At 64.4% G+C, this 14,054-nt stretch carries 15 protein-coding genes; 5 read left to right on the top strand and 10 right to left on the bottom strand.

Annotated elements, in window-relative coordinates:
• Positions 1-5: 5 nt before the first annotated feature.
• The 4 genes from AC0L3U_RS25230 to AC0L3U_RS25215 all read right to left on the bottom strand — a co-directional run bounded on the left by AC0L3U_RS25230 (position 6) and on the right by AC0L3U_RS25215 (position 2,474).
• Entirely contained in the window at positions 6-911 is a 906-nt protein-coding gene (locus AC0L3U_RS25230) for an NAD(P)/FAD-dependent oxidoreductase (RefSeq protein WP_473363626.1), read from the bottom strand.
• The gene (locus AC0L3U_RS25225; RefSeq protein ID WP_473363625.1) at positions 908-1,984 is read right to left on the bottom strand and encodes a flavodoxin family protein; all 1,077 of its coding nucleotides are present in this window, start codon (positions 1,982-1,984) and stop codon (positions 908-910) included. The genes AC0L3U_RS25230 and AC0L3U_RS25225 overlap by 4 nt, the downstream gene beginning before the upstream one ends.
• An 80-nt stretch (positions 1,985-2,064) precedes the next feature.
• Positions 2,065-2,265 carry a hypothetical protein gene (locus AC0L3U_RS25220; protein ID WP_026232903.1) on the bottom strand — a complete coding sequence of 67 codons (201 nt, stop codon included), beginning with the start codon at positions 2,263-2,265 and terminating at the stop codon, positions 2,065-2,067.
• A 2-nt stretch (positions 2,266-2,267) separates the two neighbouring features.
• A complete protein-coding gene (locus tag AC0L3U_RS25215) occupies positions 2,268-2,474 on the bottom strand; it encodes a hypothetical protein (RefSeq protein ID WP_456769539.1) in 207 nt (68 codons plus the stop codon).
• 310 nt (positions 2,475-2,784) lie between these two features.
• On the opposite strand from AC0L3U_RS25215, the gene AC0L3U_RS25210 reads away from it, so the two are divergent.
• On the top strand, positions 2,785-3,069 hold the full coding sequence (locus tag AC0L3U_RS25210) for a hypothetical protein (protein ID WP_473363624.1): 285 nt from the start codon (positions 2,785-2,787) through the stop codon (positions 3,067-3,069).
• Positions 3,070-3,115: 46 nt separating this feature from the next.
• Here AC0L3U_RS25210 and AC0L3U_RS25205 read toward each other — a convergent pair whose 3' ends face one another.
• The 5 genes from AC0L3U_RS25205 to AC0L3U_RS25185 all read right to left on the bottom strand — a co-directional run bounded on the left by AC0L3U_RS25205 (position 3,116) and on the right by AC0L3U_RS25185 (position 8,851).
• Complete coding sequence (locus tag AC0L3U_RS25205) at positions 3,116-3,328, bottom strand: hypothetical protein (RefSeq protein WP_473363623.1); 213 nt, start codon at positions 3,326-3,328, stop codon at positions 3,116-3,118.
• 138 nt (positions 3,329-3,466) lie between these two features.
• Positions 3,467-4,213, bottom strand: coding sequence for a Crp/Fnr family transcriptional regulator (locus tag AC0L3U_RS25200; RefSeq protein WP_473363622.1), 747 nt, complete (start codon positions 4,211-4,213; stop codon positions 3,467-3,469).
• Positions 4,213-7,380, bottom strand: coding sequence for a CheR family methyltransferase (locus AC0L3U_RS25195; RefSeq protein ID WP_473363621.1), 3,168 nt, complete (start codon positions 7,378-7,380; stop codon positions 4,213-4,215). Before AC0L3U_RS25195 ends, AC0L3U_RS25200 begins: the two co-directional genes overlap by 1 nt.
• A 188-nt stretch (positions 7,381-7,568) precedes the next feature.
• Positions 7,569-7,835 carry a hypothetical protein gene (locus tag AC0L3U_RS25190; RefSeq protein WP_456769535.1) on the bottom strand — a complete coding sequence of 89 codons (267 nt, stop codon included), beginning with the start codon at positions 7,833-7,835 and terminating at the stop codon, positions 7,569-7,571.
• Positions 7,836-7,843: 8 nt separating this feature from the next.
• Complete coding sequence (locus AC0L3U_RS25185) at positions 7,844-8,851, bottom strand: chemotaxis protein CheB (protein WP_473363620.1); 1,008 nt, start codon at positions 8,849-8,851, stop codon at positions 7,844-7,846.
• Positions 8,852-8,933: 82 nt separating this feature from the next.
• On the opposite strand from AC0L3U_RS25185, the gene AC0L3U_RS25180 reads away from it, so the two are divergent.
• On the top strand, positions 8,934-9,338 hold the full coding sequence (locus AC0L3U_RS25180; RefSeq protein WP_473363619.1) for a response regulator: 405 nt from the start codon (positions 8,934-8,936) through the stop codon (positions 9,336-9,338).
• Positions 9,339-9,682: 344 nt separating this feature from the next.
• Here the strand turns inward: AC0L3U_RS25180 and AC0L3U_RS25175 are convergent, their stop codons facing one another.
• Positions 9,683-10,465 carry an SDR family NAD(P)-dependent oxidoreductase gene (locus AC0L3U_RS25175; protein WP_473363618.1) on the bottom strand — a complete coding sequence of 261 codons (783 nt, stop codon included), beginning with the start codon at positions 10,463-10,465 and terminating at the stop codon, positions 9,683-9,685.
• 173 nt (positions 10,466-10,638) lie between these two features.
• Here AC0L3U_RS25175 and AC0L3U_RS25170 point away from each other — a divergent pair, with 173 nt between their 5' ends.
• Genes AC0L3U_RS25170 through AC0L3U_RS25160 form a run of 3 tightly spaced genes read left to right on the top strand, consistent with a single transcriptional unit; the run spans position 10,639 to position 14,016 of the window.
• Positions 10,639-11,814 (top strand): zinc-dependent alcohol dehydrogenase, encoded by a 1,176-nt coding sequence (locus AC0L3U_RS25170; RefSeq protein ID WP_473291425.1) that lies wholly within the window; start codon positions 10,639-10,641, stop codon positions 11,812-11,814.
• A gap of 12 nt (positions 11,815-11,826) precedes the next feature.
• Entirely contained in the window at positions 11,827-12,369 is a 543-nt protein-coding gene (locus AC0L3U_RS25165) for a hypothetical protein (protein ID WP_473363617.1), read from the top strand.
• Positions 12,370-12,411: 42 nt separating this feature from the next.
• Positions 12,412-14,016 (top strand): alpha-amylase family glycosyl hydrolase, encoded by a 1,605-nt coding sequence (locus AC0L3U_RS25160; RefSeq protein WP_473363616.1) that lies wholly within the window; start codon positions 12,412-12,414, stop codon positions 14,014-14,016.
• Positions 14,017-14,054: the final 38 nt, after the last annotated feature.

Here is a 14,054-nt window from a genome sequence, read left to right as displayed (position 1 = left end):
GCTCCTCATGCCAGCCGCCGCGGCAGGCTGTTGTGGATCGTGCAGGCGGCGAGCGCGGCATGGCCGAACGCGACCGAGATCTGGTGCAGGTCGGTGACGACGTCGCCGATGCCGTAGAGCCCGTCGACCGAGCTGCGCTGATGGTCGTCGACTTTCAGATGGCCGTCTTCGGTGTGTTCGGCCCCAAGCGTCATCGCGAGATGCGAGCGCACTTCCGCACCCATCACGGGATAGACCATGTCGAATTGCGCCGCGTGGCCGTCTGCGAAGACGGCCTCGACGCAGTGGTCTCTCCTCCTCAGGCGCAGGCCGGGCGCGACGACGATCTCGACACCCGCGTCATTCAGCTCCGGTGCCGCGGCCTTCCCGTCATCCTCGCCCGTCGCCAGCAACGTCACGTCGCGCGAGTAGCCCCGCATGAAGAGTGCCTTGCCGGCAGCACGGTGAAGCGGGCCGACGATGCCGATGCGACGGCCGATCGCCTCGTAGGCGTCGCAAACGGGGCAGTAGCGCAACAGCCCGTCCGCGACCGCGGCGCGCCATTCGTCGAAGGGCGGATGGGCGTCGACGATGCCGCTGGCAAGGATGACGGTAGAGGCCGTATGCGCGCCGCCGTTCCAGCTCGCCTGAAAACCGTGATCGTGTCGTCGCAAGCCGGTGACCTCGGCATCAACGCGCGTGACCGCGAGCTCGCCCAGTTGCGCGGACATGCGCGCCAGCAGGTCGGTACCGGACAGGCCGTGGACGAACCCCGGCACATTGTGACTGCGCGGGATCAGCGCCGCCCGGCTCGCGCCCGCGTCCACGACACAGACGCGGCGCCGAAATCGCGCGAGGTAGATCGCAGCCATCAGCCCGGCCGGGCCGCCGCCGACGATCAGGCAATCATACGGCTGATCAATCGCCGTCATTTGGGGTTTGGATCCGACAGGCCCGCACCGGGCGCGCGAAGCTGTCCGCTCCGCGCCAGGTGGACCGCATTGCCGAGCGCGCGTGCGACGTTCTGCACCTCCGTCTGGAACGCCCTGTCGTCATCGAGGTCGCGGTGCGAGGTGGCGTATGGCGCCATGTAGCCGACATAGCCATCGAGTTCGGCGAAGCGGCCCGCCGAGATCAACTGCATATCCGTCAACCAATCCGACAAGGCCCGGCGCACGCCCTCGGCACCGACCGCATCGCCGTGAACGACAAGGCCGAAATGACGGCCGGCGAGATGGCGGGGATAAGACCAGCCCTTCAACTCCAGCGCCTTGGCTTCGTCCGCCTTCTTGCCGTGGGTCGAGGTCGGATCGGGATTGCCGCCGTCGGCGCAGACCATGCGATCCATCATCGCCTTCAGTCCGGCGGGCACGTGATACCAGTTCACCGGCGTCACGATCAGGATGCCGTGCGCGGCGACCCACAGCGGATAAATATCGTTCATCCAGTCGTCGGTCTGCCCCAGCGAATAGTTCGGATAGCAGCTGCACGGCCAGTGGCAGAGCGGCATCGCGGTTCCGACGCAGGATTTGCAGGGATGGATCGTCTTGCCGAACTCCGAAGCCAGGCGCGACAGATCGAGGATGTCGACGGCAAAGCCAAGCTCGGCAAACACCGGCTCGGCGAGCTCGACCAAGCGCCAGGTCTTGGACATCTCGCCGGGACAGGTGTGCTCGCTGCGGGCCGAGCCGTTGATGATGAGGATGCGCGGCGTCTCGTCCGCGTCGTCATGGCGCCGCTGCGCCGCCAGGATCTTCGCGCGCGCATCGAGCCAGTCGATGGCGATGTCGTAGTCGGGATCGGAGAATCCCGCGCCCGCCTTTCGCGTCAGCGGGGCCTTGCGCGAATTGCTGTAGGCGTCCCAGGCCGCACCGACGATGGAGTCGAGCTCGCGCTGGAGCGGTGCAAAGGCGGGATCGACGAACCGGCTCCTGTAGCGGTGCTCGAATGCCTCGCGCGAGAGCTTGACGGGCGGCATCCCCTTGCGAATGTCGGCTTCCGTCATGCTGGCTCCTCGCGAGGTCGGTACAGTCCGACCAACCCGGGGCGCCGCGCGCGGTTCCTTCTCGCTCTCCTCTCGTCGTCCTACTGGCGAACAACTTCCGGCGGCACATCGAATTGCGCGATGCGCTGGTCGAGCCGCCACAGTTCGATGCGGTGCACCAGCACGAGCGATGCGGCCTCGCGCTTGGCCTGCTCATCATCGTCGCAGACCAGGTTGATGCATCCAAACACATGCCCGTCCGGATCGATCTGGAACGCGCGGTAGTGCTTGATGCTCCGCATCGTCACCCTCCCCGTCTCGGGTAGACAGGTTCGCTCAGCCAGTCCGTCAGGTTCGAGGTCACCTCGTTCTGCATGGCGCGCTGAAGCAGCATGTCGCGCTCCTTGCCGGGCGGCAGGCTGCGCGCACGCTCGCGAGCGGTTTGGGCGAATGCCGCCAACCGCTCCTGGAGCGATTGGGTCTGTTTCCTGCGGTTGCGTTTCGCGGTCATTGTACTTTCACAAAGCCCTTCAGATGGAAGGAATTGGGATGGGAGGAATTGGCCCCGGCGGGAGGTCGGCGCCGGGGCCAGAGTTTCGTGCCGGTTGGGGCGGCCCAGCCCGGCAGTGTTGGCAGCTTCGGCCGCAACCGCAGGTTCCGGCATTTCAATAAGTTAACGGTGCGTGATTTTGCTGGTGCGAAACGAAACGGCGTAGCAGCGACCGGTGCGCGCATTCCCTTCGCGCGGTGGCGCCATCTCGTCTGCGCCGGAACCGAAATGCTGATTCGCTGATTGATGAAGGACTTGAAGGAGGATCATCATGGCGAAAGCAGCATGGAAACGGCCGGGTTCATCGATCGGCCGCAAAGGCCCGCGCAAGGCTAATCCCGCGTACAAGCGCCGGGCGCGCGAACGGTGGACACCGGCTGACGTGAGCAAGCTGAAGCAGCTCGCGAAAGGAAACACGCCCACGGGCGTCATGAGCATCAAGCTGCAGCGCCCGGTCGCGGCCATTCGCAGCAAGGCGCAGCGCGAAGGCATTTCGCTGAAGCCCGTCAACCGCTCGCCTTACAACAGGCGATCCAAAGCAGCGAAGCGGCGTTAAGTGGGACGCCCATCCCGGCGCATGCTGCACGTTGGTGTCGTCGGCTCTAGTCCGGCGGCACGCGGTGTCTGAGACCCTGCTCTTCCCGGTCGTCGCGAAGGGCCTTGAGCTCCGTGCGCAGCATCGCGCTTTCCATCACCACACGGCGCACCTCGCGCGTGGCGTCATCAAGCTGATCCGCGACCGCTCTGCGCTGCGCCCGGAGGGCGCGGCTTGCTTCGATCGCGCGCTCAGCGCGGGCAAGCAGGACGTCGTTCATGGAGCGATGATAGAAGATTCGGGACGAAACTGCCTTTACGTAAGTTACGTCGATTACTCAAAACCAGCCATCCGCTCAAAAAACATTCGCGAACGCTAACCTGGATCAAGTACGACGTTCCCCACGCCGAGCAAACGCTTAGCTCCGTCGATAGAGTTGCAGATAGCTCGGCGAGAACAGCGCCGCATCCTTGAGCGCATCGAGATCGGTGATGGTCAACGTGCGATCGCGCAGCACGATCAGGCCGGAGGCGCGCAACTCCTGAACGGTGCGGTTGAGATGGACCACCGACAGGCCGGTGGCGTCCGCAAGATCCATTTGCGTCACCGGCATCACGCAGGAATTGCCCTCGACCATGCCGACGGGGCGCAACCGCTCGATGATCTCGCAGAACAGATGGGCCACGCGTTCAAAGGCGACGCGGCGGCCGAGATTGATGGCCCATTCGCGCTGGATCGCGTTGTTGACGAGCGTCTCGCACAAGAAAGCTTCCGCCAGCGAGTGGTCGGCAGCCACCAGACTCTCGAACCGCGCGCGCTTGATTTCGGTGTAGACGACCGGCGTCATCGCCGCGATGGAATGATCCATCACCGGCAGCAGGAACGCGTGCGCGTCGCAACTCTCGCCGGGAAAAAGGAAATTGACGATCTGGCGTCGGCCGTCCTCGAGCGTCTTGTAGCGGCAGAGCCAGCCCGACAAGACCAGGCGGACGCTGTCGACCGGATCGCCCTCCGTGATCAGATCCTCGCCCGACCCTGCGCGCTGGAGTCCCTCGAGCATTGCGTATTCGAGCGAGGTGCGGGCCTCCGTCGACAACGGCCTCAGCACGTTCAGCCGGCGAATGACCGGGTCCACCTGGCTGCGATCTAGCGTTGACAAGGGCATCAGTTGGCCACCGCCGGTGTATGAAACGCCCGCTTGCTGAGAGGAATGGTGATCGTGCATTCCAATCCCTTGGGATTGAACGCCATCGTGGTCTGCCCCTTGAACTCGAACGCGAGTGTGCGCTCCAGGAGCTCGGTCCCAAATCCTTTATGCGGCGGCGGCGCAACCGGCGGCCCGCCGCGCTCCCGCCACTCGAACACCAGCTCCGCCGGGTCCGTGCCCTGCTCGATGCGCCAGGAAATCTCGATGCGACCGGTCGGCCGGCTCAGGGCGCCGTATTTGAGCGCGTTGGTTGCGAGCTCGTGAATGGCAAGCGCAAAGGTTTCCGCGGCCTTCGAATGGAAACGCACCGTGGGGCCGCTGACACGTACCTGCTCGCCTTCCCTGGCATTATAGGCCAGCAGCTCCTCGACGGCGAGATATTCGAGATCCACGCCGCCTTCGGGATCGCGGGTCACCAGCGCCTGGGTACGGGCGAAAGCGTTGAGCCGGCCGTCGAGATGGGAGGCAAACTCCTCCACCGTCGAGCTCGTATCGGCCGTGCGACGGGCGATCGAGCGCACCACACCGAGCGTGTTACGAACCCGATGCTGGAGTTCGGCCAGCAGCAGGCGCTGCCGCTCCTCGGCGCGGGTAATGGCGGTGACGTCGACGAACGTGATCACGACGCCGGCGATGAAGTTGTCGATGCTGCGATAGGGCAGGATGCGCACAATGTAGCGCGTGCCGCTGTCCGGCGCCCTCAGCTCGCGCTCGGCGATAACGAGCGTCCGCAGCACGCCGCGAATGTCGTCATAGAGGTCCTCGATCGGGATGCGCGCCTTGATGTGCGCGATGGGGCGGCCTCTGTCGGTTTCGACGAGATGCAGGACCTGCGTAATCGCCGGCGTGAAGTTCATCACGCGCAAATCGTTGTCGAGGAACACGGTCGCGATCTGCGTGCTCTCCAGGAAATTCTCGAGGTCGCTGGTGGCGCGCGTCAATTCCTGGACGCGGTGGGCCAGCTCGCCGTTTACGGTGGTCAATTCCTCGTTGACCGATTGCAGTTCCTCGCGTGAGGTTTCCAGCTCTTCGTTCGCGGACTGAAGCTCTTCATTGAGCGACTGATATTCCTCGTTGGAGGATTTCAGCTCCTCGTTGGTGCTTTCGAGCTCTTCGATGGTTGCCTGAAGGCGCTCCCGCGTCGCCCGCAACTCGCCTTCGATACGCTCGACATGCTCGGTCTGCACCAACGCATTGGGCTTGCCTGCGTCGGCATCGATGGCGCGCACCGGACCGTCCTTGAACAGGACGACAAAATTGCGATCGCCGCTGCCGCCCTCCTGGATCGGCTCCACCGTGATGTCGACGGGAATGTGCTGGCCGTTGGCTCCGAGCTGCACCTGCTCGGCATGGGCCGGCTCGTTGGTCTCTGACGCGCGGCTGAGCACCGCGCGCAGGTCGAGGCGGAGATCGCGGTGGACGAGTTGGAGCAGATCGAGGGTGGCGGCGCCCGCCGTCGGCTCGATGTAGCGGCCGGTGCGCCCGGAGAAGTGCAGGACCTGAAAGTTGCTGTCGGCGATGACATAGGCGGGCGCATAGCGCTCCGCGATCCGTTGCGCGCGGCGCTCCAGCCCGATGTCGGGGCGGAAGGAGCGCGCCGGCGCCACCTCGAGGTTTGCCCTCCCTGCGGAGGTCGTGATCGGAAATTCCGGCGGCAGCCGCGTTCCGGTCTCGAGCTTCTTGAAGATACGGGCGCGGCGGTCGATCGGCACAAACAGTTTTGGATGCCGCGTCACGTTCTCGGAATTGCCGAGGAACAGGAACCGATCCGGCAGAAGCGCGAAGTGGAATAGCGGAATCACCCGGTTCTGCAATTCGGCATTCAGGTAGATCAGCAGGTTGCGGCAGGAGACGAGATCGAGCTTCGAGAACGGTGCGTCCTTGATGACATTGTGCTGCGAGAAGATGCACATCTCGCGCAGCTCCTTGACCACGCAATAGGTATCACCCTCGCGCACGAACCAGCGCGCCAGGCGCTCGCTGGTCATGTCCGCCTCGATCTTGGTGCGGTAGCGGCCGACGCGCGCGGTCGCCAGCGCCCGTCCGTCGATGTCGGTCGCGAAGATCTGAACCTGCGGCGCGGAGTCCATTTTGGCCATGTGCTCGCGCAGGAGGATACCGATCGAATAGGCCTCCTCTCCGGTGGCGCAGCCGAGCACCCAGACCCGAACCTGCTGGCCGGCATCCTTGCCTTCGAAGAGCCTCGGGACGATGTGGCTCTCCAGCACGTCGAATTCGCGCTTGTCGCGGAAGAATTCGGTGACGCCGATCAAGAGGTCGTTGAAGAGGTGCTGGGCCTCGTCCTCGTCGTTGCGCAGGAAATCGACATAAGCCGAAATCTCGGCGATCTGAACCACCTGCATCCGCCGCTGCACGCGACGCAGGAAGGTGTTCTGCTTGTAGCCGTGGAAATCATTGCCGGTCCTGCTGCGCAGGATGTCGGCGATGCGCGACAGCGAGGTCGCCGCAGCGGCCAGCACCTCGTCGAACCCCTGCTTCTCCTCCAGCCGGCGCAGATGACGGGCATAGACCTGGATGTGCTCGGCGATGTCTTCCGCGGTCAGCACGTAGTCGGCGATCGCGGCCGGCGTGTCGGCGTCCTTCAGATGATCCGCCTCGTCGCTCGCGCCTTTTTCTGCGATGGCAAGGCCACCGTGATCCTTCAGTGTCGCGGTACCCAGCGTGCCATCGCCGCCGATGCCGGACAGGATCACGCCGATCGATTGCTCGGCGCGTTCTTCCGCCAGCGACACCAGGAAGCTGTCGATCGTAGCCCGTTCTCCGGGCGCCTGCTCGGCCTCGCGGACCGCGAAGCGACCGTCCTGGATCGTCGTGATCATCGCCGGCGGGCACAGATAAATCGTGCCACCCTCGATGGTCTGGCCGTTACCGACGTCGGAAATCTTGCCACCGTGGGAATTTCGCACGATCTCGCGCAGCCGCGGCTCGTCGAGGGCCTCATGATGCTGGAACGCGAGCACGACGGCTTGGTCGGCGCTTATGGTCAGCCTGGAAAAGAACCGCTCGACACTATCCAGAGCTGTCGGCGCGGCGCCCACCCCGATGATCAGCGGAGACCTGGTCTGGCGCTCTCTTTCGACCGACTGGTCGCCGATTTCATGCATGGTCTCGGTAGCTCTCATTCATCGGCGTGAAGCGGGACGCCCGCTCGCGGCAATAGCAGAAATGATGTTATCCCAATAGATGGAAGGCGGAAACGCCGCGCTGCGTTCCATACGGCGAACATCGTTGTCAATTGCCGGCCAGAGATGTAGGAGCTCGCGATGGAGCTCAGGCGGCGGCTACCCCCGGATCACTCCGGACCGACTTGCTGCCGGAGATAGCTAATCCGCTGCTCGATCAGGATGCGGTGGCGGAGCCATTCCGTCAGGGTCTGCTTCAGCACCTCGACCAACCGCTCCGCCTGGCCTGCGTCGTGGCCACCGGCACTGAGTTCGCGGATCCGATCCTCCTGATCGCGGATGCGCTGGCAACCCTCCTCGATATCCCGATCAGCCTTTATCAGATGGCGGCGCTCGGTATCGAGCTGCTCGGTCCATTCGGCGAGGGAAATGGTCATGGCGACCCTCAAGCCTCCCGTTTGCGAACCGGAGGATCGAGCGATTTTAGCACGACACGCCGGATCATGTCGGCATATTCGCGATATTCGGCAGCGCGCGCCTGGTACATCTCGGCCACCGCAGGCCGGCCGTTGCGCCGGCCGTCGGCGGCCATGCGCTGCACCAGCTCCGCCCGCTCCTCGATGATGCGCAGTGCGACCCGCAGGGCTTCATCCACTTGCCCCTCCTGCTCTTTTGCGAGGACGTCGGCGGCAAAGGCGTGGCCGACCTGGCACCGGAAGCGCATCGGGTGCGATTCCTTCATCTCGGACAGGACGCCCCCGCAGGCGGGACAGGTCAGCGCAACCGGATCGGCCATCGAGACGAGACTGTCACTGCCGATCCGTTCGCCGGCCGCGATCTCGACCTCGAGCCGGATCTCCGGCGGGATCGGCAGCGCGGCACCCGCAACTTCCCTGGCGAGATCGGACAGAACGTCGCCCATTCCGACGCCGGGGACGCAAAGATCGATGATGCTCGCCTCCAGGGCGCTTCTTGGCATTTCATCGGCGATGGCGTCCGAGGGGTCCTGAACCACCGAAATCCCGCCGCAACGCTTGATGGCATTGAGACCGGCCGCACCGTCGGACAACAGGCCGCTGAGGAGCACACCGATGACGCGCGGGCCGTAATTGATGGCGGCCGAGCGGAACAAGGCGTCGATGGCCGGCCGGACCATGTTCTCGCGCGGACCGCGCCCGAGGAACAGGTGATCCCCGGACACCAGCAGATGATGGTCCGGCGCGGCCAGATAAACTTGGCCCGGCTCGATCTTCATGCCGTTTTCGGCCTGCCGGACCGGGAGCGGCCCGGCGTGGCTGGCGACCGTCGAGAGAATGCCGATGCCCTGCGCCGGGATGTGCAGCACGATGAACACCGCCGCGGGCAGATCGGGCGGCAGCCGGCCCAGGATCTGCTTCAGCGGTGCGGTCGCGCCGGCCGAGCCACCTATGACGATGATGTCGCGGTTGCTCATGGAACCCACTTTCGGTTGTATCGTTATACCAAGGCGGGTGACCGCCCTATGTTCCTACGGAAGGTAAGGGATGGAAGGAACCATGGCGATTTCGCCTGGATCGTCAGGTCCACAGTCGCCGCTCAGCGGGCGGCGCATCTTCATTGTCGAGGACGAATATTTTCTCGCCGATGACATTGGCAAGGCATGTCAGGCGCTCGGTGCAGAGGTCGCGGGGCCAGTCGGTGATCTCGACGACGCACTCAGGATCCTGCACGACGGCGGAGTCCTGGATGCCGCCGTCCTCGACGTGAACATCCGCAGCGAGATGATCTTTCCTGTCGCACGCGAACTGAAGGCACGGAACATACCCTTCCTCTTCACGACCGGATACGACAAGGTCACGATCAGTCCGGAATTCCACGACGTGCTGATCCTGGAGAAACCGATCGATCTGCCGGCGATGGCCCACACGCTGGCCGCGCTGATCGCCGATCCGCACGGTTGAGCCGAACGGCGATCAGAGCAAATGCGCGAAAGCGAGCCAGGCGGTCACCGCCAGGCACAGGAGCACCGCAGCATAGGGCAACGCGATGCGCATAAGCAGCCCTCCCCGCCATCAGCCCATCATCATCCAGACGATCGCCGCCATCATGATGAGAAAGCCCGTGATCGCCGTTGCGACAAAGGCCTGTTCGACGCGATCCATCGGCATCACAAGCCCCCTTTCTCCAGCCGAACCAGTCTGAGGGCTCGGGGAGCTTTGCGCATTAGGCTATGTGAATCGGCGTGCTCCTTTGTAGGTCCGCGGGATCGGCCGCACCGCCCAGCAGAGATTGCGAGGGCATTGTCCTACGACTTCGCCGTGCCCGGCTCCGCCATCTTGCGATGCTGCTTGGCCAGCATCTCGTTCGGCGTGACGTTGGCGATGGTGGTCTGAAGCTTGTTCTTCATTCCGGTTACGATGTCGGACTCGCCGCGCAACATGGCGTCGAAGCCGGCCTTCGCGACGTCGTAGGCACTGTCCTTCGGCTCGGTGCCGACCTTGGTGTCCATCATGTCGGCGCGGCGGAAGAACTCGGTTTCGGTGGCGCCCGGCATCAGGCAGGTGACGGTGACGCCGCTGTCGCGCAGCTCCTCGCGGAGCGCGAACGAGAATGAATCGAGAAACGCCTTGCTGGCGTTGTAGACCGCCTGAAAACTCCCCGGCGTGAATCCGGCGATCGAGCCCGTGATGAGGATACGGCCCGAATTGCGGCGAAGCATCTCGTTGCCGGCGCGATGGATCAGATACAGCGTACCGATGATGTTGGTGTCGACGAGGTGCTTGATCCTGGCAAAATCCTGATCGAGGAAGGCCTTGCCGAGGCCGACCCCGGCATTGGCCAGCAGCGCGTCGATCGGCCGGTCGCCGACGGCGGCGCAGAGCTTGTCGACGCCTTGCGTGGTGGCGAGATCGGCTTCGACCGCCTCGACGCTGGCACCGAGCCTGCGGAGATCGACGGCAACCCTCTCGATCTCGGGCTCGTCCGCCGCGATGACAAGGTTGAAGCCCCCTTGGGCACAGCATCGGGCGAGTTCCAGGCCGATGCCGGTGGAGGCGCCGGTGACGACGGCGAGTTGATTGGCGGCCATGAGCGTATCCTTCGCTTGTCCTTGAGATGGGATTGATGACGCTCCAATCGCCGCGGTGGCCGCTCGTTCCTATCGGGCCGCACGCCGGTGCGGTGCGAAGATTTTGCACCGCGCGATAGCAACCATCGTTCGTTGTTCGACTTGGATGCCTCGTAGCTCGCGGGAGAACTGAGATGAAGGCGCTAGTTTGGCACGGCAAGGAAGACATACGCTGCGACACCGTCACCGATCCTGAGATTCAGGACCCGCGCGACGCCATCATTAAAGTCACGAGTTGCGCCATCTGCGGCTCGGACCTGCACCTCTTTCACAACTACATTCCGGGCATGCTGCCCGGCGACATCATGGGCCACGAGACCATGGGTGAAGTGGTCGAGGTCGGCTCCGGCGTCGACGGCAAGCTGAAGAAGGGCGACCGCATCGTCGTGCCCTTCACGATCATTTGCGGCGAATGCGATCAGTGCAAACGCGGCAATTTCTCGGTCTGCGAAACCACCAATCGCAAGCGCCATTTGGCAGACAAGGCGTTCGGACACACGACAGCCGGCCTGTTCGGCTACACGCATCTGACCGGCGGATATCCCGGCGGCCAGGCCGAATATCTACGCGTGCCGTTCGCCGACGCCACCCATATCAAGGTGCCCGACGGCATACCCGACGAGCAATTGCTGTTTCTCAGCGACATCTTCCCGACCGGCTGGCAGGCCGCCGCGCAATGCGACATCGAGCCGACCGACACGGTCGCGATCTGGGGCTGCGGGCCCGTGGGACAGATGGCGATCCGCAGTGCCATTTTGCTCGGCGCAAACCAGGTGATCGCGATCGACTGCCTGCCCGAGCGGCTCAGCATGGCCGAAGCCGGCGGCGCCACCACCATCAACTTCGAAACCGAAAGCGTCCTGGAGCGGCTCGAGGAGCTCACCGACGGCAGAGGCCCCGAAAAATGTATCGATTGCGTCGGGATGGAGTCGCATGTGATGGCCTCCCTGCCCGACACGCTGCTCGACCGCGCCAAGCAGATGGTGATGGTGGAGAGCGACCGACCGCACGTGCTGCGCGAGATGATCTATGTCTGCCGCCCTGGCGGCATCATCTCGGTGCCGGGCGTGTACAGCGGATTCTCCGACATGCTTCCGATGGGCGCCTTCATGAACAAGGGCCTGCAGATGCGCACCGGCCAGACCCACGTCAACCGCTGGACCGACGACCTGCTCCGCCGCATCGAGGAAGGCCAGATCGATCCGTCCTTCGTCATCACCCACACCGTCCCGCTTAGCCAAGGCCCCGAGATGTATCAGGTGTTTCGCGACAAGCGCGACTCCTGCGTCAAGGTCGTGTTGAAGCCCTGAGGAGCAAAAACCATGTTTCATTTCTCCAACATCGTTCGCACCAAGGGCGACCCCAAGATCGTCGCGGGCGGGCCCACCCTCAAGAGGCCGGAAGACCAGCTCGCGCGTGCGCTCGGCTGGTTCAGCATCGGTCTCGGCGTCGTGGAATTCTTCGCGCCGCGACGCGTCACGGAAACGCTGGGCATGGAAGGCCATGAGACGCTGGTCCGTGCCTTCGGCGTGCGCGAGATCCTGGCCGGGATCACGACGCTCTCGGTCGAGAAGAACGCCGGCCTGTGGGCTCGCGTCGGCGGCGACGGCCTCGATGCCGCCGCGCTGCTTTCGGGGTTGACCGCGGACAATCCCAAAAAGGGCAATATTGCGCTGGCGCTGCTGATGGTCGGCGGAATTGCAATGCTCGACTACCGCGCCGCGCAGGACACCAAGCCGCGGCGGCCGCCGCGCGACGCACGGCGCAAGCTGTATCCGAACCGCAGCGGCTTTCCCAAGGGCATCGAGAGCGCCCGAATCGCGGCCAAGCAGATCGCAGCGCACGCCACGGCGGGGCGCACCTGAGGAAGCAAGACGAGGTAATGCAAGACGAGGTGATACAAGACAATGAACGAGGCGTCCCGTAACGAAGGTGCGTGGTGGGAATCCGCCGTCATCTACGAAATCGCACTGATCTCGTTCCAGGACTCGGACGGCGACGGCAAGGGTGATCTCGCCGGCCTGATATCGCGCATCGACTATCTGAAATGGCTCGGCGTCGACGCGGTGTGGCTGACGCCGATCTATAAGAGTCCGTTCCGCGACCTCGGCTATGACATCTCCGACTACTGCTCCATTGACCCTGCGTTCGGCAGTCTCGACGCGTTCGACCGCCTGCTCAAGGCCCTGCACGCGGCGGGGATCCGCGTGATCCTCGATCTCGTGCCCAACCATACTGCGAACGATCACGCATGGTTCGTCGAGAGCAGCAGCTCGCGGAACAGCGCGAAGGCCGATTGGTACATCTGGGCCGACGCGGCCGAGAATGGCGGCCCGCCCAACAATTGGCTGAGCCGCTTCGGCGGTAGCGGCTGGGAATGGTGCGAGGCGCGACGGCAATACTACTACCATTCCTTCCTGGTCGAGCAGCCCGATCTGAACTGGCGCAACCCGCAGCTGCGCGCCGCGATCGCCGATGTCATGCGCTTCTGGCTCGATCGCGGCGTCGACGGCTTTCGCGTCGATGCCAGCGCCGTCCTGATCAAGGACGCGCTGCTGCGCGACAATCCGCATAACCCGCAAGCGAAAGGCAAGCCGCCGCCGCAGCGCCAGACGCCCGTCTTTACCGACGATCGGCCGGAGACGATGAATTGCATCGAGTTCATCCGCGAGGTGATCGATGGCCATCCAGGGCGGATGTTGTGCGGCGAAGTCCAGGGCAAGACCGACCGCATCGGTCACTTCTACGGCAACGATCGACCGCGCCTGCATCTGCCGCTCAATTTCGCGCTGCTGGACTCGCAATGGGACGCGCTGTCCCTGCAAGCAACGATCGACGCGTATTACAACGCCATCCCGGATCATGCTTGGCCGGTCTGGGTGATCGGTGGTCACGACAAGCAGCGGATCGCGAGCAAGATCGGCGAGCCGCAGATGCGCGTGCTGGCGATGCTGCTGATGACGCTGCGGGGAACGCCGTTCTTCTTCATGGGCGACGAGATCGGCCGCAAGCGCGTTCCCACTCCGCCCGACCGCGTCCGCGATCCCTTCGAGAAGCTCGTGCCGGGATACGGCCTTTGCCGCGATCCCGAACGCGCGCCGATGCGATGGGATGACAGCAGCAACGGCGGCTTTACCACCGGCGATCCATGGCTGCCGCTGGAGCCGCCCGACGGCGCGGCCAACGTGGCCGCGCAGCAGCGCGACCCAAGTTCGATCCTGGCGCTGTTTCGCGCGCTGATGACGCTGCGGCGCGAGCAGGCGTGCCTGCGCCACGGCGGTTACGCGCCGCTACGCGCGCGGAACGACGTTCTTGCCTACAGGCGGACGGGTGACGGCAGCGACATTCTGGTCGCGCTCAACATCGCCGGCGAGCCGCGGAAATGGCACTGGCAAGGTCGCGGCCGCCTGCTGATGTCCACGCACCTCGACCGGCCGTCCGAGCCGTTGCCGGACGCCTCCATCCTGCTCCGCGGCAATGAAGGCGTGATCATTGCACTCGAGCCACGATGACGGCCGAGGAACCATCCGCGCGTCAGAGAGTCTCATTC

Source organism: Bradyrhizobium sp. Kon69, assembly GCF_055807515.1.
The sequence above is the reverse complement of the archived record's forward strand: the minus strand, read 5'-3'. Positions and strand labels throughout refer to the sequence as shown.

What these genes read in the sequence shown, in the direction of transcription:
- AC0L3U_RS25230 (WP_473363626.1), bottom strand. Translation starts at nt 911, where the DNA reads ATGACGGCGATTGATCAGCCGTATGATTGCCTGATCGTCGGCGGCGGC.
- AC0L3U_RS25225 (WP_473363625.1), bottom strand. Translation starts at nt 1,984, where the DNA reads ATGACGGAAGCCGACATTCGCAAGGGGATGCCGCCCGTCAAGCTCTCG.
- AC0L3U_RS25220 (WP_026232903.1), bottom strand. Translation starts at nt 2,265, where the DNA reads ATGCGGAGCATCAAGCACTACCGCGCGTTCCAGATCGATCCGGACGGG.
- AC0L3U_RS25215 (WP_456769539.1), bottom strand. Translation starts at nt 2,474, where the DNA reads ATGACCGCGAAACGCAACCGCAGGAAACAGACCCAATCGCTCCAGGAG.
- AC0L3U_RS25210 (WP_473363624.1), top strand. Translation starts at nt 2,785, where the DNA reads ATGGCGAAAGCAGCATGGAAACGGCCGGGTTCATCGATCGGCCGCAAA.
- AC0L3U_RS25205 (WP_473363623.1), bottom strand. Translation starts at nt 3,328, where the DNA reads ATGAACGACGTCCTGCTTGCCCGCGCTGAGCGCGCGATCGAAGCAAGC.
- AC0L3U_RS25200 (WP_473363622.1), bottom strand. Translation starts at nt 4,213, where the DNA reads ATGCCCTTGTCAACGCTAGATCGCAGCCAGGTGGACCCGGTCATTCGC.
- AC0L3U_RS25195 (WP_473363621.1), bottom strand. Translation starts at nt 7,380, where the DNA reads ATGCATGAAATCGGCGACCAGTCGGTCGAAAGAGAGCGCCAGACCAGG.
- AC0L3U_RS25190 (WP_456769535.1), bottom strand. Translation starts at nt 7,835, where the DNA reads ATGACCATTTCCCTCGCCGAATGGACCGAGCAGCTCGATACCGAGCGC.
- AC0L3U_RS25185 (WP_473363620.1), bottom strand. Translation starts at nt 8,851, where the DNA reads ATGAGCAACCGCGACATCATCGTCATAGGTGGCTCGGCCGGCGCGACC.
- AC0L3U_RS25180 (WP_473363619.1), top strand. Translation starts at nt 8,934, where the DNA reads ATGGCGATTTCGCCTGGATCGTCAGGTCCACAGTCGCCGCTCAGCGGG.
- AC0L3U_RS25175 (WP_473363618.1), bottom strand. Translation starts at nt 10,465, where the DNA reads ATGGCCGCCAATCAACTCGCCGTCGTCACCGGCGCCTCCACCGGCATC.
- AC0L3U_RS25170 (WP_473291425.1), top strand. Translation starts at nt 10,639, where the DNA reads ATGAAGGCGCTAGTTTGGCACGGCAAGGAAGACATACGCTGCGACACC.
- AC0L3U_RS25165 (WP_473363617.1), top strand. Translation starts at nt 11,827, where the DNA reads ATGTTTCATTTCTCCAACATCGTTCGCACCAAGGGCGACCCCAAGATC.
- AC0L3U_RS25160 (WP_473363616.1), top strand. Translation starts at nt 12,412, where the DNA reads ATGAACGAGGCGTCCCGTAACGAAGGTGCGTGGTGGGAATCCGCCGTC.